The following is a 25,626-nucleotide window of genomic DNA, read 5'->3' on the forward strand; positions in this document are numbered from 1 at the left end:
GGGAGTTGCGGTTGCGGTGGGGTCAGGAGGCGGTGCTCGGGGCCAGCGGCAGCGGGTGGCAGCTCGGCACCCAGGTCTGGCCCGGGGTGGGTGTCGGCGACCAGGTGGAGCACGGGTCGGGGACGATCGGGCCGACCAGCGAGACGTACGAGACCTGGTAGGGGCCCTGCCCGTACCAGCCGTGGAAGTACACCTCGGCCCCGGCCGGGACGTCGATGGTGGCGCGCAGGACCCGGGTCTCCGGGTCGTTCGACCACAGGTGGGTGCCCGGCCCGGTGGTGCCGTCGCTGACCCCGACGAAGGCGTACGCGCCGGACACCACGGCGGTCAGGTCGTACTTCCCGCCCATCGGCAGCCGCTGGACGCAGCCCGCGAAGTCGTACGCGCCGGGCCGGCCCTCGACCAGGCCGGGGCCGAGCTGCCGGACGTCGCCGGTGCAGGTCCAGTGCTCGGCGAGCGGGGCGGCGAACCGGCCGTCGGCCACCCACTCGCGCGGGGCCGGGCCGGCCGCGGCACTGCCCTGCGCGGCGAGCACGGTGGTGCCGGCCAGCAGCACGGCGGTCAGGACCGCGCGCAGCGGGCCGGCGCCCCGGGCGCGGTGACGGGAACCTCGACGCATGGCGACTCCCTGGTGGGGGTGGAGTGGAGGGGACGGGCGCGCCGTCAGCTCCGGGCCCGGGTGGCGGTGGCGGCGGGACCGGCCGGCCGGGGGCGGGGTGCACGCATGCCTGACTCCGGGTGGGGGAGGTGGACGGGGCAGCGGTGCGAGGGAGTGACCACACGATGGGGGATGCCGAGGGCGCGCGTCAAGGGCGGGCAAAGGCCGCTTCCGGCCCGCCTTCTCGGGTGTGCGGGCCGGAAGATGACGAATGGTCAGCTCGGGCGGGTCAGCGCTGGCTGGGGCACGGTCCGGTCGGCCGGAAGCTCGGGCTCACGGTGGTGCGGTCCGGGGCCGGGGTGTCGTTCGCGGTGCTGCCCGGCTCGGCCGTGCTGGTGCGCGAGGGCGGCGGGCTGCTGGGCGGCGCCGGGCTGGTCCAGGACGGCGGGACGCACCAGGACGGCAGGACGCCCGGGCCGAACATGTCGACCCACTTGACCTGGTAGGGCGCCTGCCCGTACCAGCCGTGCAGGCGCACCAGCAGCGAGGTGCTGTCCGGCCCGGTGGTCACGGTGACGGTGAGGGCGTTCCAGTCCGGGTTGTTCGACCAGTTCTGCACCGTCTCGCCGGGCCCGCCGCCCTCGGTGCCGAGGAAGACGTACGGGCCCCGGACGCCCGCCCGCAGCGTGTACGTCGAGTTCGGCAGCACGGTCACCCGCTGGGTGCACCAGGCGAGTTCGCCGGCGCTCGGGGCGCCCTCCAGCAGGCGCCCCCAGTCCGGGTCGTCGCGCACGGACGCGCTCTCCTGGCAGAGCCAGTCCGTCGGGGTGCCGCTGTGCGCCGGGGGCGCGGTGAAGGTGCCGTTGCCGATCACGTCGATCTGCGGCGGCTCGGCGGACGACGCCGGGCCGCCCAGGCCGAGAGTGGCCGTCGCGGCCAGCGCGACCGCGCCGAACACGGCCGCCACCGGCAGGCCGTCGCTCACGCGTCTGCGGGACACCGGGCGGGGGCGGGGCCGGCGGGACAGGGGTGCACGCATGCCATCTCCGTGGTGTGGGGAGGTCGATGGAAGCGGTGCGAGGGAGTGCGCCACACCCTGGCGGGCCCGGCCCGCCGCGTCAAGGGCGGCGGGGGCGGCCGGCTGACGCACCGTCGGAAACCGGCCGGGGCGCGGCCGCGCCGGGGCCGCCCGGAAACCGATGGCAGGGCGTTGAGCTGGGGTGATAGGAACGTCCGCATGAGCGAGTACGAACTGCGGGCCGCGCGCCCCGAGGACATCGACGCCGTGCTGGCCTTCTGGGCCGAAGCCGCCGAGGGCACCAGCATCAGCGACGACCGGGCCGGCGTCGCCCGGCTGCTGGAGCGGGACGGCGCGGCGCTGATCCTGGCCGAGAGCGGGGGCGGGGCCGAGGGCGAGGGCGAGGGCGAGGGCGCGATCCTCGGCACGGTCATCGCCGGGTGGGACGGCTGGCGCTGCCACCTCTACCGCCTCGCCGTCCACCCCGCCGCCCGCCGCCGGGGCATCGGCACCGCCCTGCTCGACGCCGCCCACGCCCGCTTCGCCGAGGCCGGCGGCCGCCGCGCCGACGCGATGGTGCTGGAGCACAACGACCTCGGCCAGGCCGCCTGGCGCGCCGCCGGCTACGGCCGGGAGGAGCAGTGGCGGCGCTGGACCAGGCCGCTGGACGCCCCCGCCGGGCCCGCCGCCTGACCGCCTCCTGACCGCCGCCTGACCGCCGCCTGACCGCCGCCTGACCGCCGCCTGACCGCCGGGGCCCCGGCGGCGAGGACCCGTCGTGCGTCCGGTGCGACGAGCCGCGCGCGGTCGTCGACCTGCTGCCGGGCCGTCCCGGCGGACGAGCGGTACGAATTCGCCGTCCAGCCGAGCGAATTGACAGTCGGCCGGCTCTCGGAGTCCTGGCCGGGCCGGCGCGGCCTGCTCGCCGAACCGGACCGGCCGGACCGGGCGCCGGGGTACGACCTGGTCCGGCCCGCCGGCGTCCTGCGGGCGTTCGGCGGCCGGCACCCGGCGTAGGCCGCGCCGACGCGACCGGGGGGTCGGCGCCCTTCCGGCCGCCGACCCCCCGTCCCCTCCGTGCCGCCCGGGCCGCCGGCCCGGGGTGCCGCACCGGCTACTCGAAGGCCGCCGCCGCCTCCCGCAGCGCCCGCACCACCGTCTCCGGGTCGTACGGCGCGGCCGGGCCGGGCAGGTAGGTGACCGAGCGCAGCGCGCCGGTGTAGCGGAACGAGCGGTGGCGCTCCCAGAGCGGCCAGGAGACCGGCGACTTGCGGTCCACGCCGACGCTGATGCCCTGGAACGGCGCCATCCCGATCAGCTGGTGCACCGGGCCGAGCGCGCCCGTCACCTCCCCGTCCACCCGCACCGCGAACTCCCACTTCAGGTCGGCCACCGCCGTCGCCTCCAGCGCCACCAGGTGCGCCCCGGGCGGGAGTTCGCCCGCGTCGGCCTCGAACAGCTCGCCGTACTGGTTGTACGCCAGGCGCAGCCGCCCGTCCTCCACGTACAGGCTGTAGCCGCCGCCCTGGTCGCCGTGCGAGAGCAGCACGCCCCGGTCGTCCGCGCCGTGGTGGTCGAGCGCGACCTCCGCCGTGAACGAGCGGAACGCGACCAGCCGGGAGGAGCGGTAGCGCTCCAGCTCGGGGGTGCCGGCCAGCAGGGTCACCGGGCGGCGCAGCGCCTCCTCGTCCGGGTTGCGCAGGGCGAAGCCGCCGGAGGCGTCGGCCAGCGGGAAGACCCCGTTCCGCCAGGCCGCGTCCTCCCAAGCCTGCGCCAACTCCTTGACCAGATCCGGGTGTTCGGCGGACAGGTCGTGGATCTCGGTCGGGTCGGTGCGCAGGTCGTACAGCGCCCACTCGCCGTCGTCGTAGGGCGCGCCGGGCCGGTGCAGGGTGACCAGCTTCCAGCCGTCCCGGTAGTACGAGCGGTTGCCGGTCATCTCGCAGTACTGCTCGCGGTGGGTCGACGGCGCCCCGGCGGCCCGCAGCACGGACGCGAACGACACCCCGTCCAGCTCCTGCACCGGTACCCCGCCGCGCTCCGACGGCCGCTCCACGCCCGCGAGTTCGAGCAGCGTGGGCAGCAGGTCGGTGACGTACTGGTACTGCCCGCGCACCCCGTCGTCGTCCGCCGCGCGCGGCAGCCCGGCCGGCCAGGACAGCACGAACGGGACCCGCACGCCGCCCGCGTAGGTCTGCCCCTTGTACAGCCGGAACGGCGTGTTGGAGGCCATGCCCCAGCCGCGCGGGTAGTGCACCAGCGACTGCGGGCCGCCGATCAGGTCGATCTCCCGCTGCACGTCCGGGTTCCAGTCGGCGGGCAGGTTCGGGTGGTGGACGAAGCGGCTGAAGTAGCTGCGGGTGCCCTCCGCGCCGCCCTCGCCGGTGCCGCCGTTGTCGGAGGTGAACACCACGATGGTGTTGTCGAGTTCGCCGAGCTGCTCCAGCATGCCGGTGATCCGGCCCAGGCTCTGGTCGACGCTGTCGACCATCGCCGCGTACACCTCCATGTAGCGGGCGTACAGCTTCCGCTGCACCTCGTCGAGTTCGTCCCACGCCCCGACCTCGTACCCGGCCTCGCCGTTGCGCTCGGGCAGCTCGGTGCCGGGCGGGAAGTGCCCGGCCGCCAGCTGCCGGGCGAAGCGGGCCGCCCGCAGCTCGTCCCAGCCGCCGTCGTAGCGGCCCCGGTGCCGGGCCAGGTCCTCCGGCTTGGCCTGCAGCGGGCCGTGCACCGCGTTGTGCGCCAGGTAGAGGAAGAACGGCTTGTCCGCGTCGTGCGCCCGCAGCGACTTCACCATGCCGATCGCCTGGTCGGTGATGTCGTCGGTGTAGTAGTAGCCGTCCGGGAACTCGTCGATGTCCAACGGCGAGTTGTCGCGCACCAGTTGGTGCGGGTGGAACAGGCTGGTCAGCCCCTCCAGGACGCCGTAGTACTGGTCGAAGCCCTTCTGCAGCGGCCAGTTGGCCCGGTTGTCGGCCGCCGAGGAGGCGGAGTCCCGGGTCAGGTGCCACTTGCCGACCGCGTACGTCGCGTACCCGGCGTCGTGCAGGGTCTGCGCCAGGGTCGGGATGTCGCCGGCGATCTCCATCCCGTACCCGGGGAAGCCCGGGTCGGCGTTGGCCACGAACGAGTACCCCACCCGGTGCGGGTTCAGGCCGGTCAGCAGCGCGGCCCGGGCCGGTGAACAGAGCGGCATGGTGTGGTAGTTGGCGAGCTTCACGCCCCGCTCGGCCAGGCCGTCCAGGGTCGGCGTCGGCACCTCCGAGCCGAACGGCCCGATGTCGCTGTAGCCCAGGTCGTCGACCAGCACCACCACCACGTTCGGCGCCCCGGTCCGCGGCCGCACCCGGCGCGGCCAGGACGGCACCGACTCGCCGAACGTCCGCCCCACCCGGCCGGGGAAGCCCTCGTACGGGTCGCGGCGGTGGCCCGCCGTCTCGCTGCTGCTCATGCCTGACTCCCGGGGGTAGCGGTGGGAAGGGACGGGACGGCCGCCAACAGCTCGGCCGTGTACGGGTGTTCGGGGGCGGTGACGACCCGGTCGGCCGGGCCGCTCTCGACGATCCGGCCCTGGTGCAGCACCGCGATCCGGTGGCTGACCTGCCGGACCACCGCCAGGTCGTGCGCGATGAACAGCACCGCCAGGCCCAACTCCCGCTGCAGGCGCGCCAGCAGGTCGATCACCTGGGCCTGGATCGACACGTCCAGCGCCGACACCGGCTCGTCGCAGACCAGCACCCGCGGCTGCGGCGCCAGCGCCCGGGCGATGCCGATCCGCTGCCGCTGGCCGCCGGAGAACTCGCGCGGCGAGCGGTCCGCCGCCGACGCCTCCAGGCCCACCTGCTCCAGCAGTTCGGCCACCCGGGCCCGCCGCTGCGCCCGGTCGCCGATCCGGTGCGCGATCAGCGGCTCGGCGATGATCCGGCCCACCGTCAGCCGCGGGTTCAGCGAGGCGTACGGGTCCTGGAAGACCATCTGGATCTCCCGCCGGGCCCGGTTGCCGAGCAGCGGCTGCCCGTCGAAGCGGACGCTGCCCGCGCTCGGCGCGTGCGCGCCCACCAGCGCCCGGGCCAGCGTGGACTTGCCCGACCCGGACTCGCCCACCAGGCCCAGCGTCTCGCCCGGATGCAGCTCCAGGTCGACCGACTCCAGCGCCGTCGTCCGGCGCCGGCGCGGGCCGTACTCCTTCGCCAACCCCCGCACCACCAGCAGCGGTTCCGCGCCCGGAGTGCTGTTGGCGGCGGCCCGGGACGGGGCCTCCAGCCGGGGGACGGCGGCCAGCAGGGACTTCGTGTAGACGTGCTGAGGGTCCGTCAGGAGCCGCTCGGTCGGGCCCTGTTCGACCACCTCGCCGTCGCGCATCACCAGCAGTCGGGAGCAGGTCTCGGCGATCACGCCCAGGTCGTGGCTGATCACCACCAGCGCGGTGCCGCGCTCCCGGTTGATCCGGGTCAGCAGTCGCAGGATCTGCCGCTGCACGGTCGGGTCCAGCGCGGTGGTCGGCTCGTCCGCGACCAGCACCTGCGCGTCGTGCGCCAGCGCCAGGGCGATCATGATCCGCTGGCGCTGGCCGCCGGAGAACCGGTGCGGGTAGTCGCCCAGCCGGGACGCCGCCTTCGGCACCCCCACCAGTTCCAGCAACTCCGCCGCCCGGGCGGCCCGTTCGGCCTTCGGCCGGCGCCCGCCGTGCGCGCGCAGCGCCTCGTCCAGCTGGCGGCCCACCGAGAGCACCGGGTTCAGCGAGGACATCGGGTCCTGGAAGACCATCGCGATCCGCTTGCCGCGCACCGCCCGCAGCGCCTCCTCGGGCAGCCCCGCGAGGTCCCGGCCGTCCAACTCCACCGAGCCGCCGGTGATCCGGCCCCCGGCCGGCAGCATCCGCAGCAGCGCCAGCGCGGTCGTCGACTTCCCCGACCCGGACTCGCCGACGATCCCCAGGCTCTCCCCGGCCCCCAGCGCGAAGTCCACCCCGCGCACCACCACCCGCTCCCCGAACGCCGCGTGCAGGCCGCGCACCCGCAGCAACTCGGCCGTGGCCGAAGGGGGTTCACCCACCTGGGGCGGGCGGTCGATCAGTTCGGTCATCGTGCTGCCCTCCGGTACGGGACGCTGCTCTGGTCGGGACGCCGCTCGGGGCGGCGGCCGGCCCTCACGAGCGCACCCCCCGGTTCAGGGCCTCGGCGAGCAGGGTGAAGCCGAGGACGAGGGCGGTGGTGACGGCCAGCGGGGCGGCGGCCAGCACCGGATGGGTGTCCAGGTAGGCGACCGAGCCGCTGATCAGGCTGCCCAGGGTGGGCTCCGGCGGGCGGACGCCCAGGCCCAGGAAGCTCAGCGCACCCTCGATGAAGACGCCCACCGAGAGGGCGACCGCGCCCTGCACGATCAGCGGGTCGACCGCGTTCGGCAGCACGTGCCGCAGCAGCACCCGGGCCCGGCTCGCGCCGCCGACCCGGGCGGCCAGCGCGTACTCGCGCTCCCGCTGGACCAGCACGCCGGCCCGCAACTGCCGGCCGAAGTACGGGATCTCGGCCAGCGCGATGATGATCACCACCGGCCAGCGGCCCGGACCGAGGATCGCCGTCACCGCCAGGCCGAGGATCAGCCCGGGGAAGGACAGCACCAGGTCGAACAGCCGCTGCACCACCAGGTCGGCGGCCCGCGAGGTGCCCGCCAGCAGCGCCAGCGCCGCGCCGATCAGCGCGCCCGCCGGAACGGCCGTCAGGATGATCGACAGGTCGGTGAGGATGCCGTGCAGGATCCGGCTGAGCAGGTCCCGCCCGATGTCGTCGGTGCCCAGCGGGTGGTCACCGCTCGGCCCGGCCAGCGCCAGCGGGCCCTGCGCGTTCGGGTCGGCGTCGGTCAGCCAGGGGGCCAGCAGCCCCGCCAGCGTGACCGTCCCGACCAGCACCAGGCCGGTCACGCCCCGCCAGGAGCGCAGCCCGGCGGTGTAGCGGCCGCCCCGACGGGCCGCCGCGGGAAGGGAGATCGTGGTCATCGTCGCATCACTCCCACCGCACGCGCGGGTCGAGCCAGGAGTACAACAGGTCGGTGAGCAGCTGCACGGCCACGTACCCGGCGACCACCAGCAGCAGCAGGTCCTGCACCACCGGGTAGTCGCGGCGCGCCACGCCCTGCTCGATCAGCTGGCCCAGCCCCGGCCAGGCGAAGATCCGCTCCACCACCACGGCGCCCGCGATCAACTGCCCGATCTGCAGGCCGAGCACGGTCACCGCCGACGGCAGCGCGTTCGGCAGCGCGTGCCGCCACAGGATCCGCCGCCGCGACACGCCGAGCGCCGTCGCGGTGCGCACGTAGTCCTCGGCGAGCGCCCGCTCCAGGCCGTCCTGCAGGTAGCGGGCCAGGATCGCCGCGCTCGGCAGCGCCAGGCAGAGCGCGGGCAGCGCCAGGTACTGCGCCGCGAGGTCCGGCGCGTCGAACAGCGAGGCGTGCCCGCCGGCCGGCAGCAGGCCCAGGCCCACCGCGAACACCAGCACCAGCACCACGCCGGTCACGAACGGCGGCACCGCCAGCGCCCCGGTGGTCAGCGCCCGCAGCGCCCCGGTCAGCGCCCGCCGCCGCCCGGCCACCGCGTACAGCGCGGTCGGCACGGCCAGCGCCACCACCAGCAGCAGCGCGGCGACGGTCAGCTGCACGGTCGCGGCCAGGCCGTCCGCGATCAGGCCGGAGACCTGCCCGCCGATCGCGTAGCTCGGCCCGAGGTCACCGGTCAGCACCTGCCCCAGCCAGTGCGCGTACTGCGAGAGCAGCGGCGCGTCCAGCCCCAGCCGCTCCCGGATCGCCGCGACCGTGGCGGGCGAGGCGTCCGGCCCCGCCAGCGTGGTCGCCGGGTCGCCCGGGATCAGCCGCAGCATCAGGAACACCGTGAACGAGGCGGCCAGCAGCACCGCCAGCCCGCTCGGCAGCCGTCTGAACAGGAAGGTCCGCACCGCTCAGCCCGCCAGGTAGGCGTCGTCGAGGTTCAGGTACGAGTACTTGTTCAGCGTCGCGCCGTGCACCTGCGCCCCGGCGACCTCCACCAGCCCGGCGATCGCCAGGTCGACGATGAACTGCTCCTCCAGCAGGATGTCGGTGACCTGCTGGTACAGCGCCTTCGCCTCCGGGCTGTCCGCGTCCGAGCGGGTCCACGCCTTCTGCACCGCCGCGGTGTACGCGGGCGAGGAGAACTTCGAGGTGTTCTTCGCCTCGTTGAACGGGTACGCGCTGACCGCCAGCGTCGCCGGGTGCGCCTGCGCGAAGCTGTGGCTGAGCGTCCACAGCGCCGGCATGGTCTGCGAGATCAGCTGCTTCTGCATGGTCGGCGAGTCCACCGGCTGCAGCTGCACCTCGATGCCGACCTGCTTCAGGTCGTACTGCAGGATCTGCGCGACCGCCGTCGACCCGGCGTCCGACTGGTGCGCCAGCGGCAGCGACAGCGAGGTCACGCCCGCCTCCTTCAGCAGCGCCTTCGCCTTCTCCGGGTCGTGCTGGTAGTGCTTGGCGTCCTGCTCCCGGTACGCCGGGGAGGACTTCGGCCACGGCACCGAGGAGACCGACGCGTAGCCGCCGAGCGCCTGCTGCACCAGCCGGTCCCGGTCGATCGCCCAGGCGATCGCCTGCCGCACCCGCTTGTCCTGGAGCTCCGGGACGGACACGTTCGCGCCGATGTAGTACGCGCCCGCGCCGGTGTCGTACTGGGTGATCCGGAACCGCTTGTCGTCCTTCAGCGTCGCCACGTCCTTGCCGCGCACCGCGTACGACAGGTGCACCTGGCCGGTCTTCACCGACGACAGCAGCGTCTCGGCCTGCGGGATCACCTTGATCTCCACGCCGTCCAGGTACGGCCGGCCCGGGTTCCAGTACTTCTCGTTGCGGGCGAAGCTCAGCGAGGCGCCCGGCTTGCGGTCGGTCAGGGTGAACGGGCCGGTGCCGATCAGCTTGGTGCCCGCGACGGCGTCCTCGACGCTCGCCGAATCCGCGATGATCATGAACTCGAAGAGGTCGAACAGGTTGGACACCTGGTGCGCCAGCACCAGCGTCAGCTCGAAGTCGCCGTTCTTCCGGAAGTCCGTCACGGTCGCCGCCGTCGACCTCAACTGCGCCGAACGCACCGGGTTCTGCAGGTTCTTGATGGCGAACACCACGTCGTCCGCGGTGAACTTCCGCCCGCTGTGGAAGACCACGTCCTCGCGCAGCTTCAGCGTCACGCTCAGGCCGTCCGCCGCCACCTCCCAGCTCTTCGCCAGCTCCGGCTGCGGGCGCAGCTGCTCGTCGTAGCGGGTCAGCGTGTTGAACACCAGGCGCTGCAGCAGCGAGTTGGCGCTCTGCGCGAACAGCAGGGCCGGCGTGAAGTCCACCCCGACGCCCACCGTCAGCACCCCGCCCCGGCGCGGCGAGGCCGCCGCGCCCGCCGCGTCCGCCGCCGGCGAGGAGTCCGCCGCCGAACGGCAGGCCGACAGCGCCAGCAGACCGACGCCCGCCAGCGAACCGCGCAGCAGGGCGCGGCGGGAGAGCGCGGAGAGGGGAAGCTGGCCACCGGAGCCGGCGGAGAACACGGTCATCGTCAACAGTCCTTCGAGAGAAGCGAGTTCGAGTAGAGAAGGCAGGGAGGGGCGGGAGGCGGCGCGGCGCGGGCAGGCGGCGCGGGCAGGGGAGCCGGCGCGGCGCAGGGAGGGGACGGTCAGAAGCCGGGGAGCGGCCGGGCGTACAGCTCGCCCAGCACCGGCGCGCAGGCCGCCACCGCCAGCGCGTCCGCGCCGAAGCGCTGCGCCACCAGCAGCGAGGCGTCCCGGTGCAGGTGCGAGCGGAGCGCGAACTCCTCGCGCACCGCCGCGAGATAGGCCGGATCGGCCACCGAGAAGGTCTCGGTCAGCACCAGCAGGTCCGGGTTGACCACGTCGGCGAGCAGGGCCAGGGCCCCGCCCACCACCACGGCCCGCTCCCGCACCAGCGCGTCGGCCCGCGGGTCGCCGGCCCGGACCGCCGCCAGCAGCAACTGCCGGTCCGGGCGGGCGATCACGCCCTGCTCGACCGCCGCCGCGAACAGCGTGTCGTCCGAGGCGGCCACCGACAGGCAGCCGCGGCGGCCGCAGTGACATCGGGCCGAGCTGCCCGGCACCGGCAGGTGCCCGCCGTCGCCGGTCACCGACGGCGGACCCTGGTGTACCGTCCCGGCCACCGAGATGGACGCGTCCACCACGTGGCCGACGAACAGCTGCACCATCGAGCGCCGGGCCGCCGGATCGCCGAACAGCACCTCCGCCGCCGCCAGCGCCCGGGCGTGGTTGTCCACCCGCACCGGCAGGCCGGTGGCCCGCTCCAGCAGCTCCCGCAGCGGCACCTCCCGCCAGCCCAGCGGCTCGTGCCGGACGGTCATCCCGCGCTCGGCGTCCACCGCCCCGCCGGTCACCGCGCCCAGGCCCAGCACCCGGCGGCCGGCCGCCGGCCCGGTCGCGGCCGCCGCCAGCAGCCGCGGCACCCGCTCCAGCAGCGCCTTCAGCACCGCCCGGCCGCGCCGTCCGCCGTTCGGCAGCTCCTGCCGGACCAGCACCCGGCCGCGCAGGTCCAGCAGCGCGAAGGTGCTGTACGGCAGGCCGACGTGCAGCCCGGCCACCGCGAGCCGCCGGTCGTCGATGTCCAGCGGCAGCTGCGGACGGCCCCGCACCCCCGGCGCGGCGACCGCCAACTCCGGCCGCTCCACCAGCAGTTCGAGCCGCAGCAGGTCGACGGTCTGCCGGGAGACCGCCGCCGGGCTGAGCCCGGTCAGCCGGGACACCCCGCTGCGGGCCACCGGCCCGTGGTCCAGCACCGCCCGCAGCACGGTGGCGGCGTTCGCCTCCCGCCGGTCGTCCCCGGCCCGGGGTGCCGCGGTGCCACGGACGGTGCCGTTCACGCGGTCGACTCCTCTTCTTCTCGTACGGTGGTCGGCGGGGGGGGGAATCCGGGCTCCGAACTCAGGACTTCGCGCCCAGCGCCTCGGCCTCCAGCTCGGCGGCGGGCACCAGGCCGGCCACCCGCGGCGGGTCGGCCGGCTCCAGCAGGCGGCTCGGGCGGCCGTCCACGCCGACCGGCAGGTCGCCGTCCAGGGTGATCCGGCGGACCAGGCGCGGCTCGTCGCCGTAGTCGTTCACCGCGTAGTGCTGGGTGGCCCGGTTGTCCCAGATCGCCACGTCGCCGACCTGCCAGTCCCAGCGCACGGTGTTCTCCAGCCGCTCCACGTACCGCTGGTACAGCTCGACCAGGGCCCGGCTGTCCTTGCCCGACACGCCGACGATCTTCAGCACGAACGAGCCCAGCAGCAGGTTCTTCTCACCCGTCACCGGGTGCACCCGGACCAGCGGGTGCTCGGTCTTGAACGCCGTCGACACGAACACCCGGCGGAACCGCTCGGCGATCTCGGCGTTGTCGGCCAGCTCCGGCGACAGCGCCAGGCTCGCCGCGTAGTCGTAGTCGTTGGTGTGCACCGCCCGCAGGCTCTCCGCCAGCACCTTCAGCGGCTCCGGCAGGTCCTGGTAGGCGGCCGCGGTGTTCGCCCACACCGTGCTGCCGCCGGCCGGCGGCAGCTCCAGCGCCCGCAGGATCGACGCCTTCGGGTACGAGGGCACGAACGTCACGTCGGTGTGCCAGTTGTTCGCCCGCACGCCCTTGGTGGCGTCCAGCTCGAAGATGTACCGGCCGTCCGCGCTCGGCACCGTCGGGTGGAACACCGGCTGCCCCAACAGCCGTGCGAACGCCTCGTGTTCGGCGTCGTCCAGGTGCTCCTGGCCGCGGAAGAAGAGCACCTTGTGCTCGTACAGCGCGGCCTCCAGCGCCGCCACCGTCTCGGCCGGCAGGTCGGCGCCCAGCTTGACGTCGTGCACGATCGCGCCGATCCGGCCCGCCGCCGGAGTCAGCCGCAGCTCGGTGGGAACGGAAGTGGAAACGGACATGGTGGAACTCCTTCACGGACGGACGGGCAGACGAAGAGACGGAGCGACGGAGCGACGGCCGCGGCGCCGCCAGGGGGCGCCACGTCGGCCGGAGCGGACACGCCGCGGCACCGGGCGGGCCCCAGGGCACGCCGCCGCGACGGAGAGAGGAAGAGGAGAAGAAGGGGAACGCGGCCGGACTACCCGCGGCAGCGCCGACAACAGCCACCACGCCGCACGCGCACCGGGACCGGGCACGACGGACAACAGACGACAACGACGGTACGCATCGGCCCTCCTTCCGGTTCGCTACGACTGGGCTCGGCGCTCATCGTGCTCGGCCCGAACGCCCGCTGTCAATCGCCAAAACCCCAGTTGAGAGCGGGTGTTGCGGAGTATTTCGACATGTTGCGGCCTGGTGAAGGGACCACGACGAAGCCCGGCGGGCCCTTGTCACCGCCCGCCGGGCCGGGGAAAACTTTCGGAGCGGAAACAACCGGACCGGCGTTCGACCGGGCCGGTGTTCCCCTGTGCAGGTGTCCCGGCGCCGGGGGCCTACTGCCCCAGCAGGTGGGCGAAGTCGTTGCCCAGGCCGCCCAGCACCGGCAGGGCGCCCAGGTCGGTGATCGCGCCGACCGGGATGCTGTAGCCCTGGTTCGGGACCGGGCCGGGCGCGGAGGCGGGTGCGTCGTCGGCGAGGGCCGGGGCGGCGGTGGCGGTGACGGTGGCGGCCGGGGTGAGCAGGGCGGCGGCGGCCAGGGCGAGGGCGGTGAGTGCGGTGCGCATCGGGCGGGTCCTCGGGGGAGAGGGGAAGGGCTGACGCCGTTCCAACGCGCCGCGCTACGGGCGGGTGACGCGGGGAGGCCCGTTCGGCGCAGCGCGGTGTGGTGCTGTCCAGCGTCGTGTGGTGCCGCGTAGTGCCGTCGGCCGCTGCCCGTACGGGCGGGAGCCGGGCCGGGAGGGTGCCCGGAAGGGCAGGTGTGCGGGCGGGCGTCAGGCCGGGGGCCGGCCCGGTTCGGCGGCCATCTGCCGCACCAGGTACGCGATGCCGGGCACCGGGAAGAGCAGCAGGAACAGGTTCGGCAGCCACCAGGCCATCGAGAAGTCCCCGCGCAGCGCCCAGAACGCGACCGCCTGCAGCCCGGCGGTGCTGGTGAGCGCGAGCGAGACCAGCATCAGCGGCCGGGCCCCGCTCGCCGCGCCGCAGCGGCTGAGCCGCAGCGCGGTGAGGCCGGTGGCGCTCGCGAGCACGTCCAGCAGGACGAAGGAGTAGTTCCAGTCGCTCAGGACCGGGTTGTCGTAGTCCTTGTACGCGTACTGGGCCGGGACGAGGGCCAGCAGGGTGGCCGTCCAGTAGAGCAGGAAGCCGATGTCGGTGACGAGCATCGACGCCTTCGTGAAGCGCAGCACCCTGCTCGGGGCGGACGTGGCACGCATGGGGACTCCTCTGCCGCGGGTCGTGGCGTCATTCGTGGCTCATCCCCCCGCCGAGGTACAGCACGGCGACACCGGCCACCACCAGCACCGCCCCGGCCACGGTGGCCGGCTTGACCGGCTCGCCGAAGACGATCACCCCGCCGACCAGCGCGCCGACCGTGCCCAGGCCGGACCAGACGGCGTACACCGGGCCGACGTTCAGCGACTTGAGCGCCTGCGCGAGCAGCACGAAGGCCGCGATGTAGCCGATCGCGACGACCGCGCTGGGCAGCAGCCGGGTGAGGCCGTGCGAGGCGCGCAGCGCCAGGGTGGCCGTGACCTCGGCGCAGATCGCCGCTCCGACCAGAAGGTATGCCGTCATGCCGTCCGTCCCCCGTCATCCGTCATCGTGCTGACTCGGCCGGACGGGACGGTCCCGTCCGGGTCGACCGGCCGGACGATCCCCCTCGATCGTCCGGCTGCGTGCGGTGCGGCCGTGGGCGTGCCCGTGGCCACGGGCGGCGCGCGGTGTGCGCTACCCGTGCTCCGGTGCGTCCGCCGCGCCCGGCACCGGGCCGCCGCCCGGGCGGGTGAGGTCGACGAGCAGCTCGCGCAGCCGTCGGTGCAGGTCGTCGTGCGGGACGGCGAGGCCGAGCAGCCGGGACGTCCACCAGCCGTCGACCGCGAAGCGGACGAGCGTCGCGACGGCCGGATCCAGCCCGTTGTCGACGAGCCGGCGCTGCCACGCGTCGTACCGCCCCCGCAGGACGTCGAGCACCTCGGGCCCGCCGGCCGCGGCGAGCAGGGCGACCGGCACCTGGTCGGCGCCGCTGCCGTCCCCGGTCGGCGACTCCGTGGGGATGCTGGCGTCCAGCCAGGCGAGCGCGAACGCGCCGGGCGGGGCGTCCGGCCCGGGCAGCACCGCCTCGAACCGGTCGGCGAGGCGTTCGACGACGCCCTGGACGAGGGCCCGCTTGCTGGGGAAGTGGTGCAGCAGGCCGCCCTTGCTCACGCCGGCCTCGACGGCGACGGCGTCCAGGCGCACCGCGTCGACACCGCCCCGCACCAGGAGCCGCTCGACGGCGTCGAGCAGTTGATCACGCACTGGGTGGTTCCTTCTCTCCGTGTTACGAACCGTCTAGACGGTCGGTCCCAGCCTAGCAGAACTGGCGAGTAACGGCAGGAAACGCCAATACGCCGCTTTCGAACGGTTGTTGACAGCCTCCGGCGCGCATGCTTTCGTTTCCTCGGCCAGCGGCGGAGAGGCGGCTGAAGATCGATCCGCCGATGGCCCGATGCTTTGCCAGGAACGATGATCGAAAAGGCGGTCCGGGAATTCACCCGGGCCCGGGGGAAACGCTCTTCGACATCCACGGGGGACCATTGCGAGCCATGCGGTTCCGGCTGCGTCCGAACCGGCCCGACGCGGGTCGACGCAGCCGTCGAAAGCCCTTCACGCACTGACTGACGATCCGTCACGCAGTCATCCCTGTCTGGGAGTGACCCGGGCGGTCCGTCACACGTCCGACCCTCTCCGGCCGTCCGCCGAGCATCGGCACGACCGGGCGCAGCTGGCCCGGAGCGGCGCAACGACGCGCCGCCGCGAGGCCGGTCCGCCCTTCCGCGACCCGTGGCACTTCCACCCGCCCGAAAGCCATCGGGCACCCGGGGCGCATTCGCCATTCCGCCCGCCGGTCAATCACCGCTCTCCGGACCGCCGGTGCACCGCCCATAGGATTTCGGGGGAAATATAGTGGACATATTCTCAAAGGTCTCCGGTTACACGGCCGCCCGCGACGCCATGGCGGCCGGCATCTACCCGTACTTCCTGCCGCTGACCGGAAACGAGGGCACCACGGTCACGCTGGGTGACCGCGAGCTGGTCATGTGCGGGTCGAACAACTACCTCGGACTGACCGCCGACCCGCGCGTCAAGCAGGCCGCCATCCGGGCGGTGGAGCAGTTCGGCACCTCCTGCACCGGCTCCCGGTTCCTCAACGGGAACCTGGCCCTGCACGACCAACTGGAAGCCGAGCTCGCCGACTTCTACGGCAAGCCCGCCGCCGCCGTCATCTCCACCGGCTACCAGGCCAACCTCGGCACCATCAGCGCGCTGGCCGGCCGCGACGACGTCGTCTTCGCCGACCGCGCCGCGCACGCCTCCATCGTCGACGGCGGCCGGCTGAGCGACGCCAAGCTCAGACGCTTCCGGCACAACGACATCCCGGCCCTCGACCGCGCCCTCGCCGCCGTCCCGGACGGCGCCGGCAAGCTCGTCGTCGTCGACGGCGTGTACTCGATGGAGGGCGACCTCTGCGCCCTGCCGGAGATCGTCGAGGTGTGCGAGCGGCGCGGCGCGCGCCTGGTCGTCGACGACGCCCACGGCCTCGGCGTGCTCGACAAGGGCCGCGGCACCTGCTCCTACTTCGGCCTCACCGACCGGGTCGACCTGATCACCGTCACCTTCAGCAAGTCGCTCGCCTCCCTCGGCGGCGCGGTCGTCGGCGACGAGGACGTCATCCACTACCTCAAGCACCACGCCCGCAGCCTGATCTTCAGCGCCTCGCCCACCCCGGCCAGCGCCGCCTCCGCGCTGGCCGCCCTGCGGATCCTGCGCGAGGAGCCCTGGCGGGCCGAACGCGCCCAGCAGAACGCCGAGTACATGCGGGCCGGCCTCGGCCAGCGCGGCATCAGCCCGGGCGAGAGCGCCACCCCGGTCATCCCGCTGCGCACCCGCGGCACCATCGAGACCATCGTGCTCTGGCGCGAGCTCATCGACGCCGGCGTCTACACCAACCCGGTCCTGCCGCCCGCCGCCTCCCCCCGGCTGCGGCTCAGCTTCATGGCCACCCACACCACCGAGCACCTCGACCGGGTCCTGGACGCGCTCGGCGCCCGGGCCGAGCACTTCCTCGCCGACGACGAACCCGACGTCGACGACGGCTACGCGGTCGAGGCGCTCGCCGAACTCGCCTACTCCGGCGCCGCAGCCCGGCCGTGAGCACGGCGGCCGACCCGCGGGCGGTGCCGCCCGCCGCCCCGGGCCGGGCGGCACCGCCCGCGCTCCGGGCCGCCGTCGCCGCCCTGGCCGGGGCCTCGGCCGGCGCCGTCCTCGGCGTCGGACTCGCCCCCGCGCCCGGCCCGCCCGGCGACGGCGGCGGGCCCGACCTGTCGTGGTGCGCCGCCGCCGCGGCCGGGACCGCGCTCGCCGCACTGGCCGCCGCGCTCCACCACCGCACCGGCCGGCCCCGGCCCGGCTGGGCGCCGGCCGCCGGACTGCTGCTGGTCGGCGGCGCGCTGCCGGCCGCCGCGACCTCCGGCAGCCCGTGGTGCGCGGCCCTCGCCGCCGCGCTCGCCGCCCTCGCCGTCGCCGTCGCGCTCGCCCCCGCACCCCGCGCGGCGGCCGCGGCCGGTGCCGCCACGGCCCTGGCCGCCGGGGCGCTCGCCGCGACCGCCGCCCCGGCGGCCACCGCCGCCGTCCTCGGCACCCTCGCCGGAATCGGCGGGCTGCTGCTCGTCGCCGACCTGCCCGGGAGCGTCCGGCCGGCCGCCGCGCCCCCGTCCGAGGCCCCGCCCGAGACCCCGTTCGTGACCCCGTCCGTGACCCCGTCCGAGGCCCCGCCCGCCCCCGAACAGCCGCTCAGCCCCGCACCGCCCGGCCCCGGCCGGCTCCGCCCCGAACCGCCCCGTCCCGGATAGCCCACCCCCAGAGGAACCGAGCCGACACCCCGACCCAGCCACCGACGCCCGTACCCGTACGCGTACCCGTACCGAACCCAAGGAGCCAGCCATGAGCCGCCTCGGACTCGCCGCCCGTGCCCTGCGCCTGACGCTGAGCCGGACCAATGCCGACACCACACCCGACTACGACGCCGCCAGCTCCAGCTACGACACCTACTTCAGCCCCGTGATGGGCGTGCACTCGCTCGCCGCCCTGCGCGAGGTCACCGTCAGCCCCGGCGACGACGTCCTCGAACTCGCCTGCGGCACCGGCCACCTGACCGAGGAGATCGTCCGCAGGCTGGAGGGCCGCGGCTCCGTCCGCGCGGTCGACAAGTCCCCCGGCATGCTGGCCGTCGCCAAGGCGAAGGTCCTGCCGGAGGCGACCCGCTCGCCGGGCCTGGAGGTGTCCCTGGAGGTGGGGGACATGGAGGAGTTCCTGCGGGCCCGGCCGGACGACAGCGCCGACCTCGTCGTCATCGGCTGGGCGATCTGCTACAGCAAGCCGGTCCGGCTGCTGGAGCAGGTCAAGCGGGTGCTGCGCCCCGGCGGCCGGATCGTCGTCATCGAGACCCGCGGCGACGCGCTGAAGACGCTGATCGAGCAGCTGGAGAAGGTGTTCACCGCGGACCCGTCGCTGCTCACCGGCATGATCCGGGTCAACCTGCCGAAGGACGCGGCCGCCGTGGCCCGCTGGTTCACCAAGGCCGGCCTGACCGTGGACGTCCAGCGCGACGGCCAGCAGGTGCTGCCCGCGACCACGCCGGACACCGCCCTGGAGTGGGTGCAGCGCTCCGGCGCGGCGGCCGGCTTCAAGGACGCCGTCGACCAGAGCCGCGAGGAGCACGCCCTGGAGCTGATCCGCAAGGGCCTGGCCGACCACGTCGCCCGCCACGGCGCGCTGGAGCTGCGCCACACCTTCGTCGTCGTCACCGGGACCAACCCGGGCACCACCACCGGAACCGGGCCGGGCAGCCGGCACCGTGAGGGAGTCCACAGCGCATGACCACCACCGCCACACCCGCACCGCCGGCGGAGAGCACCCACGGCGCGGTGCAGCGACAGCTGCTGCGCTTCGCCGCGGCGCTCACCGGCCGCCCGAAGACCGTGCTCGTGATCTGGGCGCTGGTCATCGCGGCGTGCTTCCCGTTCGCCTCCCAGCTCAACGACGTGCTCACCAAGCAGGGCGCGTCCAAGGTCGTGCCGGGCACCAGCAGCGCCCGCGCCGACCGGCTGGTCGAGGAGTCGTTCCCGGCCCGCTCGCAGCGCGAGTCGATCGTCGCGATCGGCGCGCCGGACGTCCGCGACGCCCGGCTGCGCGCCCTGCTCGCCGAACTGGACGACCGGATCGCCGCGCGCGTGCGCACCGGCGAGGTGCGGCAGTCGAGTTCGGCGTACACGCTGTACCGCGACGCGACCGACGAGTACCTCAAGGGCGTGCGCACCGAGGTCGACCGGCAGCTCGCCGCCGCCCGGACCCCGGCCACGCCGGACACCCGCCGCCAGGCGGTGGACGCCGCCGTCGCCGGCGGCCAGCTCCCGGCCGCCCTCGCCGAGCCGGCCCGGCAGGCCGTCGCCGCCACCGGCGACGACCAGCTCCGCGCGATCGCGGGCGCGTTCGCGAAGGCGACGGACTGGCGCGGCTACCCGGTGCCGGTGCCCGCCGGGGCCGTCTCCCGGCTGCTCGCCGACGACGGCCGGGCCGCCCTGGTCTCGGTCAGCTTCGCCAAGCTCGCCGGGCACGACCCGGACGTCGACTGGCTCCGCTCGGCGATCGCCGACGCCCAGCGCGCCGCCGCCACCGGCCCGGAGGTCGAGGCCCACGTCACCGGCGAACTCGCGCTGATCAAGGACACGTACCAGAAGGCCGAGGACGACAACGCGCTGATGGAGACGGTCGCCTACGCGATCATCTTCGTCGTGCTGCTGCTGTTCTTCCGGGCCGTGCTGCCGGCCGTGCTCACGGTGGCGGCGATCGGCCTGGCGATGACCGTCAGCCAGGCCGCGCTGTTCGCGCTCGGCCACGGCGTGACGCTCACCCAGTTCACCATCACCATCATGAACTTCGTGATGCTGGGCGCCGGCGTCGACTACAGCATGCTGCTGTCCTCCCGCTACCGGCAGGAGCGGCTGGCCGGCCGCCCGCCCAGGGAGGCCGCGGTGCACGCCACCGCGCACGCGGGCGAGTCGATGCTGCTCGCCGCGGTCGCCGTGGTGCTGGCCTTCGGCGCCACGCTGTTCTCGCCCGTCGACTGGATCCCGCCGCTCGGCTACGGCGGCCTGATCGGCATCCCGATCGTCCTGCTCGCCGCGCTGACGCTCACCCCGGCCCTGCTGGCGCTGCTCGGCGACCGCTTCTTCTGGCTCGGCCGCGGCGCGCTGGCCGACCTGGAGCACGGCAGCGCACTCGGCCGCCACCTGAAGCGGGCCGCCGACCTCGCCCGCCGCCGCAAGATCGCGATCGTGCTGGTCTTCGCGGCCGTCACCGTCCCGTTCGCGGTGATCACCGCCCAGCACCGCTCCACCGCCGACCCGGTCGCGCTCAGCCCGGCCACCGACTCCCGGACCGGCTTCGAACTGGTCGCCCGCGAGTGGGGCGACGCCGCCGTGCTGCCCACCCTGGTCGTCGGACGGCCCGCCGCCGGCCTGGTGGACGGGCAGCACCGCCTCACCGACCGCGGCCGCACCGCCGTCACCGCGCTCACCGACAGACTGGCCGCGCTGCCGGGCGTCGCCCGGGTCTCCGCCGTGACCAGGCCGTTCGGCACCCCGGTCGGCGCCGCCGAGCTCGACGCGCTCGGCCCCGAGGTCCGCCGCGACTACCTGGCCGACGACGGCACGCTGCGGATCGTCGTCGAACTCGCCGACAAGCCCTACACCGAGGCCGCGGTGCAGACCGTCGACCGGATCCAGGACGCCACCGCCGCGGCCGGCGACGTCGGCCCGCTCGCGGTCGGCGGCGCCACCCAGGTCGACCGGCAGTACGGCGAGGCGCTCAACTCCAGCTTCTGGCAGATGATCGGACTCGTCTCGGTCGGCGTCTTCGTGATGCTGGTCTTCGCGCTGCGCTCGCTGCTGATCCCGATCCGGCTGATCCTCACGATCATGATGAGCAACGTGTGGGCGATCGGCATCACCGTGCTGGTCTTCCACTTCTGGCTCGACCGGGCGATCATCGACGACCTGCCGATCTTCCTCACCGTGCTGATGATGGGCCTCGGCATGGACTACGAGATCTTCCTGGTCACCCGGGTCCGCGACCTGGTGCGCGGCGGCGCCGACCAGGAGACCGCCACCGTCGGAGCCGTGGTCGACACCGGCCGGGTGATCAACGCGGCCGGCCTGGTGATGGCCGGCAGCCTCGGCACCATGGCCCTCTCCTCGACGGTCATGCTCCAGGAGTACGGCGTCGGCCTCGGCCTCGCCGTCCTGCTGGACGCCACGCTGATCCGGATGCTGTTCGTCCCGGCGACGCTGCTGCTGTTCCGCCGCTACAACTGGTGGCTGCCCAGCCTGCGCCGCACTGCCCCGGCCCCCGCGAAGGCGGGGTGACCGGACGATGACCGCGGACCGCCCGGCGGTGGCACCGGCCACCCCCGGGCCCGCCACTGCCGGGCGGGCCCGCACCCTGCACCGACTCAGACACCACCACCGGCGGGTGCCGGCCGCCTCCGCCGCCAAGGTGTTCGCCCTGCTCGCCGCCGTCCGGATCGCCGGGGCGGTGTCGCTGCCGCTGATGGTGCTCTCGGTCGGCCTGAGCGCCGCCGTCGTCGCGGTCCTGGACCGCGCCGAGTGGGCGGCGGCCGGCCTGCGCCGCTTCCGCCTCCTCCCGGCCCTCGCCGGAACCGGCCTGGTGGTGCTCGCCTACGCCGACACCGTGTTCGCCACCCGGGCCGGCTTCGGGCGCGGCGCCGACAACTGGACCTTCCTCGTCCCCGGCCTCTTCCGGCAGATGGCACCCGGGCAGCCCGTCGTCATCGGCACCGCGATGGTGCTCTGCATGGGCTTCCTGGTCCCGCTGGTCGAGGAGGTCTGCTACCGCGGCGTGCTGTACGACGCCGTCGAACGCACCCGCGGCCCGTTCGCCGCGATCGCCGTCACCTCGGCCGGCTGGGCCCTCGTCCACCTCGGCGACTACGGGCTGAACCCGTTCAACGCCCGGGTGATCTGCGGCGTCCTGCCCTCCGTCTTCGCGATGGGCGTCGCCCTCGGCGTCTGCCGCGCCTGGACCGGCTCCGCGCTCGCGAGCGCCGTCGCCCAGGGCACCGCCAACCTGCTGCTGCTGGCCTGGGTGCTCTGGGCCCTCTGAGGCCGGCGGGCCCGGCGGGCCCGCGCCACCGCGTCCTGCTCTAGCGACTCCCCGGCACCAGCCCGTCCGCGGCCCGTCCGACCCAGGTGAGGGATTTCATGAGGATCGCCGTCACCGGCCCGATCGTCATCGACAACCTGATGACCTTCCCCGGCCGTTTCACCAGCCAACTGCTGCCGACCCAACTCCAGCACCTGTCCCTGTCGTTCCTGGTCGACGACCTGGAGGTCCGCTACGGCGGCGTGGCCGCCAACGTCGCCTTCGGCCTCGGCCGGCTCGGCCGCGCGCCGCTGCTGCTCGGCGCCGCCGGCCGGGACTTCGGCGAGTACCGGGCCCGGCTGGAGGAGGTCGGCGTCGACACCTCGCGGGTGCGGGTCTCCGCCGGCCTGGCCACCGCCCGCTACACCCGCACCACCGACGCCGACGACAACCGGATCGTCTCCTACCACTCCGGCGCCCTCGCCGAGGACGACGCACCCGGCCCGGAGGGCTGGCCCGAGGACGTCGGACTGGTCTTCCTCGGCCCCGCCGAACCCGAACTGCTGGTCGCCCGGGCCGCCGAGTGCCGCCGCCGCGGCCTGCCCTACCTGGTCGACGTGGCCGGCCGCACCGAACAGCTCGGCCGGGCCGGCGCCGACGCCGTCCTCACCGGCGCCACCCACCTGGTCACCAACCGCCGCGAGCGCGCCGCCCTGCTGGAACACGCCGGCTGGGCGGCCACCGACGTGCTCAGCCGGGTCGGCAGCTGGATCACCACCCTCGGCCCCGAGGGCGTCTGGATCGACTACGCCGCCAGCCCCTCCGTCGCCGTCCCCGCCGCACCGATCTCCCGGCTGCCCGACGGCGCGGGCGGCGGCGGCGCCTTCCGGGCCGGCTTCCTCGCCGCGAAGGCCGACGGCCTCGACGACGAACAGGCCGCCCGGACGGGCTGCGTCCTCGCCGCCTACGCCCTGGAATCGGCCGGCAGCCAGGAGTACCGGTTCACCCGGCCCGCCTTCGACGCCCGCCTCGACGACGCCTACGCGGTCACCGCCGACACCGGCTGGTGACCCCGCCACCGCCGGGGCCCGGCCGGGGCCGACCGGGTCGGCCCGGTCGGGCCCCGGACCTGCTCAGTCGCGCGGCTCGCTCAGCACGCAGAACTCGTTCCCCTCCGGGTCGAGCAGCGTCACCCAGTGCTGCCCCTCCTGCACGTCCTCGACCCGCCGGGCCCCGAGGGCGAGCAGCCGGGCCACCTCGGCGGCCTGGTCGTCGGGCCGGAAGTCGGGGTGCAGCCGGTTCTTCACGACCTTGCCCTCCGGGACGGGGGCGAAGAGCAGACCCGGCAGCCGGTCCGGCTCCGGCCGGATCTCGACGATCTCCTCCGTCTCGTCGACCACCACCCAGCCGAGGGCCTCCGCCCACCAGTGCCCGAGGGCGACGGGGTCGGCGGAGTCGACCATGATCTGTTCCCATTCAAGTGCCATGGTGGTGATCATAGACATGCAACCGACCGCCCTGAGCTGGGCCTCCTCGCCTTCCGCCGCCGGTCGGTGGCGCCGGGTCAGGCGGGTGGGACGGGCAGGGCGGCCAGGGTGGCGAGGACGCGGGCGAAGGCGTCCGCGGCCTCGGCCGGGCGGTGGGTGGCGGGGCGGTGGTCGCAGAGGAAGCCGTGCGGGACGCCCGGGTAGCTGACCAGGTCGTGGCGGACGCCCGCGCCGGCGAGGCGGTCGGTGATCACCGCCCACTGCTCGGGCGGGACGACGTGGTCCTCGGCGCCGACCAGGCCGAGGACGGCGGTGCCGTGGGCGGCGAGCGCGGCCGCGCCCGCCGGGGTGAGCGGGGGCTCGTCGTCGGCGAGCGGGGTGCCGCCCTCCAGCGTCCAGGTCGGGTAGCAGGCGGCGACGGCGTCCAGCCGGAGGCGGGTGCCGGCCAGCAGGCCGAGGTGGCCGCCGACCGAGAAGCCGACGAAGGCCCGGCCGGGCCCGGCGCCGAGCGCGGCGCCCGCCGCGAGGGCCGCCGCCGTGTCGGCGGCCACCCGCTCGGCGGTCAGGGTGCCGAGCAGCGCGAAGCCCTCGGCCCGCCCCGCGTCGTCGTACGGCAGCTCGACGCGTCGCGCCGCCCGCCCGTAGAAGTCCGGCGCGACGGCGGCGTACCCGGCGGCGGCCAGCCGCTCGCAGACGCCGCGCACCCAGGCGGTGACCCCGAACAGCTCCTGGCCGACCACCACGGTGGCCCGTGGCGCCGCGTGCGCGGGCGCGGCCAGGAACAGCTCCGGGCCGCCGCCGTCCGGCGCCGCCCAACGGGTCGTCACATCACTGTCGTTCATCGCTGGTTGCTCCCCCCGTGCGGCCCGGCACCCGGCCGGGCCTCCTGGGGCCCACGTTACCCGGCGGGGCGGTAGGTGGTGACGGTGCCGCCGTGGCTGAAGTCCAGCGTCTCCACCGGGGCGAACGGGCGCGGCCGCAGCGGCCCGGCGAACGCGGGGATGCCGCCGCCCGCCACCACCGGGTACCGCTTGAGCACCAACTCGTCGATCTCCGGCAGCAGTTGGCCCGCCAGCAGGCCGCCGCCGCACAGCCAGATGTCGCCGCCGTCGCCCGGCTGCCGCTTCAACTCCCGCACCAGGCCCAGCGGGTCGGCGCGCACCAGCCGCACCGCCGGATCGTCCACGGCGGGCAGCGAGGAGGAGACCACGTACTGCGTCAGGTGCGGGTACGGGCTGGGGATGCCCGCGTCCAGCCCCGGGCGGTAGGCGCCCAGGCCCATCAGGACGGTGTCGAAGCGCTTGTTGGGGGTGTCCGTCAGACCGAGCTGCGGACGGGCCTGCACCGGGATGGTCTCCGGGTACTCGGCCAGCTGGTGCGCCGCCATGTCGGGCGCCGCCGGGTAGAAGTCGAACTCGCCGGACGGGCCGGCGATGAAGCCGTCCACGGAGACGGCGACGTAGTACACGAGCTTTCGCATCCAGGAACCTTTTCGGCAGGGAACAGGAACTTCATCCGTAGTACTCTGGGTGAAGTGGTAAGACCGTAGCACTACGAATGGAGTGGTCACAAGCGATGGCACGCAGCAACCCCGAACGCCGAGCCGCCCTGCTCGACGCCGCACTCGAAGTCCTGGCCGAGGACGGCGCCCGCGGCCTCACCTTCCGCGCCGTCGACCAGCGCGCCGCCGTCCCCGCCGGCACCGCCTCCAACTACTTCGCCAACCGGGACGCCCTGCTCGCCCAGTGCGCCGACCGCGTCTACGAACGCCTCGAACCCGACGCCGACACCCTCGCCCAGGGCGCCGAGGGCCCGCGCGACGCCGCCCGGGTCACCGCCCTCATGCACCAGGTCGTCGACCGGGTCGCCGCCTTCCCCACCGGCTTCCTCGCCCTCCTCGAACTCCGCCTCGCCGCGCTGCGCCGCCCCGAACTACGCGAAGTCCTCACCCGCCGGATCGGCGCCGACCTCCGCTTCAACGCCGACTACCACCAGGCCGTCGGCCTGCCCGGCGACACCACCACCGTCCACCTGCTGGTCCTCGCCCTCAACTGGCTGATCCTGGAACGCCTCACCCTCCCCGACCTGTTCACCCCCGAGCAGCGCGCCCGCCTGGTGGACACGCTGGTGGCCCGCCTGCTCGCGGGGGAGGGCGTCATCGCGGCGGGCTGACGGGCTGACGGGCTGACGGGCTG

General features: G+C 74.8%; 25 protein-coding genes. 9 read left to right on the forward strand and 16 right to left on the reverse strand.

Annotated features, from left to right (window positions below):
* Positions 1–22: 22 nt before the first annotated feature.
* Both KSE_RS35015 and KSE_RS35020 read right to left on the reverse strand, forming a co-directional pair.
* On the reverse strand, positions 23–619 hold the full coding sequence (locus KSE_RS35015) for a hypothetical protein (RefSeq protein WP_014140128.1): 597 nt from the start codon (positions 617–619) through the stop codon (positions 23–25).
* Between the two features lie 268 nt (positions 620–887).
* The gene (locus KSE_RS35020; protein ID WP_033257895.1) at positions 888–1,583 is read right to left on the reverse strand and encodes a hypothetical protein; all 696 of its coding nucleotides are present in this window, start codon (positions 1,581–1,583) and stop codon (positions 888–890) included.
* 252 nt (positions 1,584–1,835) lie between these two features.
* On the opposite strand from KSE_RS35020, the gene KSE_RS35025 reads away from it, so the two are divergent.
* Together KSE_RS35025 and KSE_RS43160 are read left to right on the forward strand one after the other, a co-directional pair.
* The gene (locus tag KSE_RS35025; protein ID WP_014140130.1) at positions 1,836–2,309 is read left to right on the forward strand and encodes a GNAT family N-acetyltransferase; all 474 of its coding nucleotides are present in this window, start codon (positions 1,836–1,838) and stop codon (positions 2,307–2,309) included.
* 180 nt (positions 2,310–2,489) lie between these two features.
* A complete protein-coding gene (locus tag KSE_RS43160; protein ID WP_157850044.1) occupies positions 2,490–2,633 on the forward strand; it encodes a hypothetical protein in 144 nt (47 codons plus the stop codon).
* A 97-nt stretch (positions 2,634–2,730) separates the two neighbouring features.
* Here the strand turns inward: KSE_RS43160 and KSE_RS35030 are convergent, their stop codons facing one another.
* From KSE_RS35030 to KSE_RS35080, 11 genes are all read right to left on the reverse strand, one after another.
* The gene (locus KSE_RS35030; protein ID WP_014140131.1) at positions 2,731–5,067 is read right to left on the reverse strand and encodes an arylsulfatase; all 2,337 of its coding nucleotides are present in this window, start codon (positions 5,065–5,067) and stop codon (positions 2,731–2,733) included.
* Positions 5,064–6,701, reverse strand: coding sequence for a dipeptide ABC transporter ATP-binding protein (locus tag KSE_RS35035; protein ID WP_014140132.1), 1,638 nt, complete (start codon positions 6,699–6,701; stop codon positions 5,064–5,066). The genes KSE_RS35030 and KSE_RS35035 overlap by 4 nt, the downstream gene beginning before the upstream one ends.
* A gap of 64 nt (positions 6,702–6,765) precedes the next feature.
* Positions 6,766–7,611, reverse strand: coding sequence for an ABC transporter permease (locus tag KSE_RS35040; RefSeq protein ID WP_014140133.1), 846 nt, complete (start codon positions 7,609–7,611; stop codon positions 6,766–6,768).
* 7 nt (positions 7,612–7,618) lie between these two features.
* The gene (locus KSE_RS35045; protein WP_014140134.1) at positions 7,619–8,563 is read right to left on the reverse strand and encodes an ABC transporter permease; all 945 of its coding nucleotides are present in this window, start codon (positions 8,561–8,563) and stop codon (positions 7,619–7,621) included.
* Positions 8,564–8,566: 3 nt separating this feature from the next.
* Complete coding sequence (locus tag KSE_RS35050) at positions 8,567–10,174, reverse strand: ABC transporter substrate-binding protein (RefSeq protein WP_014140135.1); 1,608 nt, start codon at positions 10,172–10,174, stop codon at positions 8,567–8,569.
* A 119-nt stretch (positions 10,175–10,293) separates the two neighbouring features.
* On the reverse strand, positions 10,294–11,505 hold the full coding sequence (locus tag KSE_RS35055; protein WP_014140136.1) for an ROK family protein: 1,212 nt from the start codon (positions 11,503–11,505) through the stop codon (positions 10,294–10,296).
* A gap of 61 nt (positions 11,506–11,566) precedes the next feature.
* Positions 11,567–12,541 (reverse strand): TauD/TfdA dioxygenase family protein, encoded by a 975-nt coding sequence (locus KSE_RS35060; protein ID WP_014140137.1) that lies wholly within the window; start codon positions 12,539–12,541, stop codon positions 11,567–11,569.
* 534 nt (positions 12,542–13,075) lie between these two features.
* Positions 13,076–13,306: a hypothetical protein gene (locus tag KSE_RS35065; RefSeq protein ID WP_014140138.1), complete on the reverse strand. Its 231-nt coding sequence runs from the start codon at positions 13,304–13,306 to the stop codon at positions 13,076–13,078.
* 207 nt (positions 13,307–13,513) lie between these two features.
* Positions 13,514–13,957 (reverse strand): DUF5360 family protein, encoded by a 444-nt coding sequence (locus KSE_RS35070; RefSeq protein ID WP_063747392.1) that lies wholly within the window; start codon positions 13,955–13,957, stop codon positions 13,514–13,516.
* A 28-nt stretch (positions 13,958–13,985) separates the two neighbouring features.
* Positions 13,986–14,318, reverse strand: a complete 333-nt coding sequence (locus KSE_RS35075) for a DMT family transporter (RefSeq protein ID WP_014140140.1) — start codon at positions 14,316–14,318, stop codon at positions 13,986–13,988.
* A gap of 153 nt (positions 14,319–14,471) precedes the next feature.
* Complete coding sequence (locus tag KSE_RS35080) at positions 14,472–15,041, reverse strand: TetR/AcrR family transcriptional regulator (protein ID WP_014140141.1); 570 nt, start codon at positions 15,039–15,041, stop codon at positions 14,472–14,474.
* Between the two features lie 648 nt (positions 15,042–15,689).
* Between KSE_RS35080 and KSE_RS35085 the strand changes: the two genes are divergently transcribed.
* The 6 genes from KSE_RS35085 (at position 15,690) to KSE_RS35110 (ending at position 23,014) form a co-directional block, all read left to right on the forward strand.
* A complete protein-coding gene (locus KSE_RS35085) occupies positions 15,690–16,937 on the forward strand; it encodes an aminotransferase class I/II-fold pyridoxal phosphate-dependent enzyme (RefSeq protein ID WP_014140142.1) in 1,248 nt (415 codons plus the stop codon).
* The gene (locus KSE_RS35090) at positions 16,934–17,635 is read left to right on the forward strand and encodes a hypothetical protein (protein WP_014140143.1); all 702 of its coding nucleotides are present in this window, start codon (positions 16,934–16,936) and stop codon (positions 17,633–17,635) included. The genes KSE_RS35085 and KSE_RS35090 overlap by 4 nt, the downstream gene beginning before the upstream one ends.
* A 91-nt stretch (positions 17,636–17,726) precedes the next feature.
* Positions 17,727–18,662 carry a class I SAM-dependent methyltransferase gene (locus KSE_RS35095; protein WP_014140144.1) on the forward strand — a complete coding sequence of 312 codons (936 nt, stop codon included), beginning with the start codon at positions 17,727–17,729 and terminating at the stop codon, positions 18,660–18,662.
* Positions 18,659–21,208, forward strand: coding sequence for an MMPL family transporter (locus KSE_RS35100; RefSeq protein ID WP_014140145.1), 2,550 nt, complete (start codon positions 18,659–18,661; stop codon positions 21,206–21,208). The genes KSE_RS35095 and KSE_RS35100 overlap by 4 nt, the downstream gene beginning before the upstream one ends.
* A gap of 7 nt (positions 21,209–21,215) precedes the next feature.
* Positions 21,216–21,965 carry a CPBP family intramembrane glutamic endopeptidase gene (locus KSE_RS35105; protein ID WP_014140146.1) on the forward strand — a complete coding sequence of 250 codons (750 nt, stop codon included), beginning with the start codon at positions 21,216–21,218 and terminating at the stop codon, positions 21,963–21,965.
* Positions 21,966–22,063: 98 nt separating this feature from the next.
* A complete protein-coding gene (locus KSE_RS35110) occupies positions 22,064–23,014 on the forward strand; it encodes a PfkB family carbohydrate kinase (RefSeq protein ID WP_014140147.1) in 951 nt (316 codons plus the stop codon).
* 63 nt (positions 23,015–23,077) lie between these two features.
* On the opposite strand, the gene KSE_RS35115 is transcribed toward KSE_RS35110, so the two are convergent.
* The 3 genes from KSE_RS35115 to KSE_RS35125 form a co-directional block, all read right to left on the reverse strand.
* A complete protein-coding gene (locus KSE_RS35115) occupies positions 23,078–23,431 on the reverse strand; it encodes a VOC family protein (protein ID WP_197540728.1) in 354 nt (117 codons plus the stop codon).
* 77 nt (positions 23,432–23,508) lie between these two features.
* Positions 23,509–24,273 (reverse strand): dienelactone hydrolase family protein, encoded by a 765-nt coding sequence (locus tag KSE_RS35120; RefSeq protein ID WP_051055554.1) that lies wholly within the window; start codon positions 24,271–24,273, stop codon positions 23,509–23,511.
* A 56-nt stretch (positions 24,274–24,329) separates the two neighbouring features.
* Positions 24,330–24,911: a dihydrofolate reductase family protein gene (locus KSE_RS35125; RefSeq protein ID WP_014140150.1), complete on the reverse strand. Its 582-nt coding sequence runs from the start codon at positions 24,909–24,911 to the stop codon at positions 24,330–24,332.
* A 95-nt stretch (positions 24,912–25,006) separates the two neighbouring features.
* Between KSE_RS35125 and KSE_RS35130 the strand changes: the two genes are divergently transcribed.
* Positions 25,007–25,603, forward strand: a complete 597-nt coding sequence (locus KSE_RS35130; protein ID WP_014140151.1) for a TetR/AcrR family transcriptional regulator — start codon at positions 25,007–25,009, stop codon at positions 25,601–25,603.
* The last annotated feature ends 23 nt before the right edge of the window (positions 25,604–25,626 follow it).

The organism is Kitasatospora setae KM-6054, from assembly GCF_000269985.1.
GTDB classification, from domain to species: Bacteria; Actinomycetota; Actinomycetes; order Streptomycetales; family Streptomycetaceae; genus Kitasatospora; species Kitasatospora setae.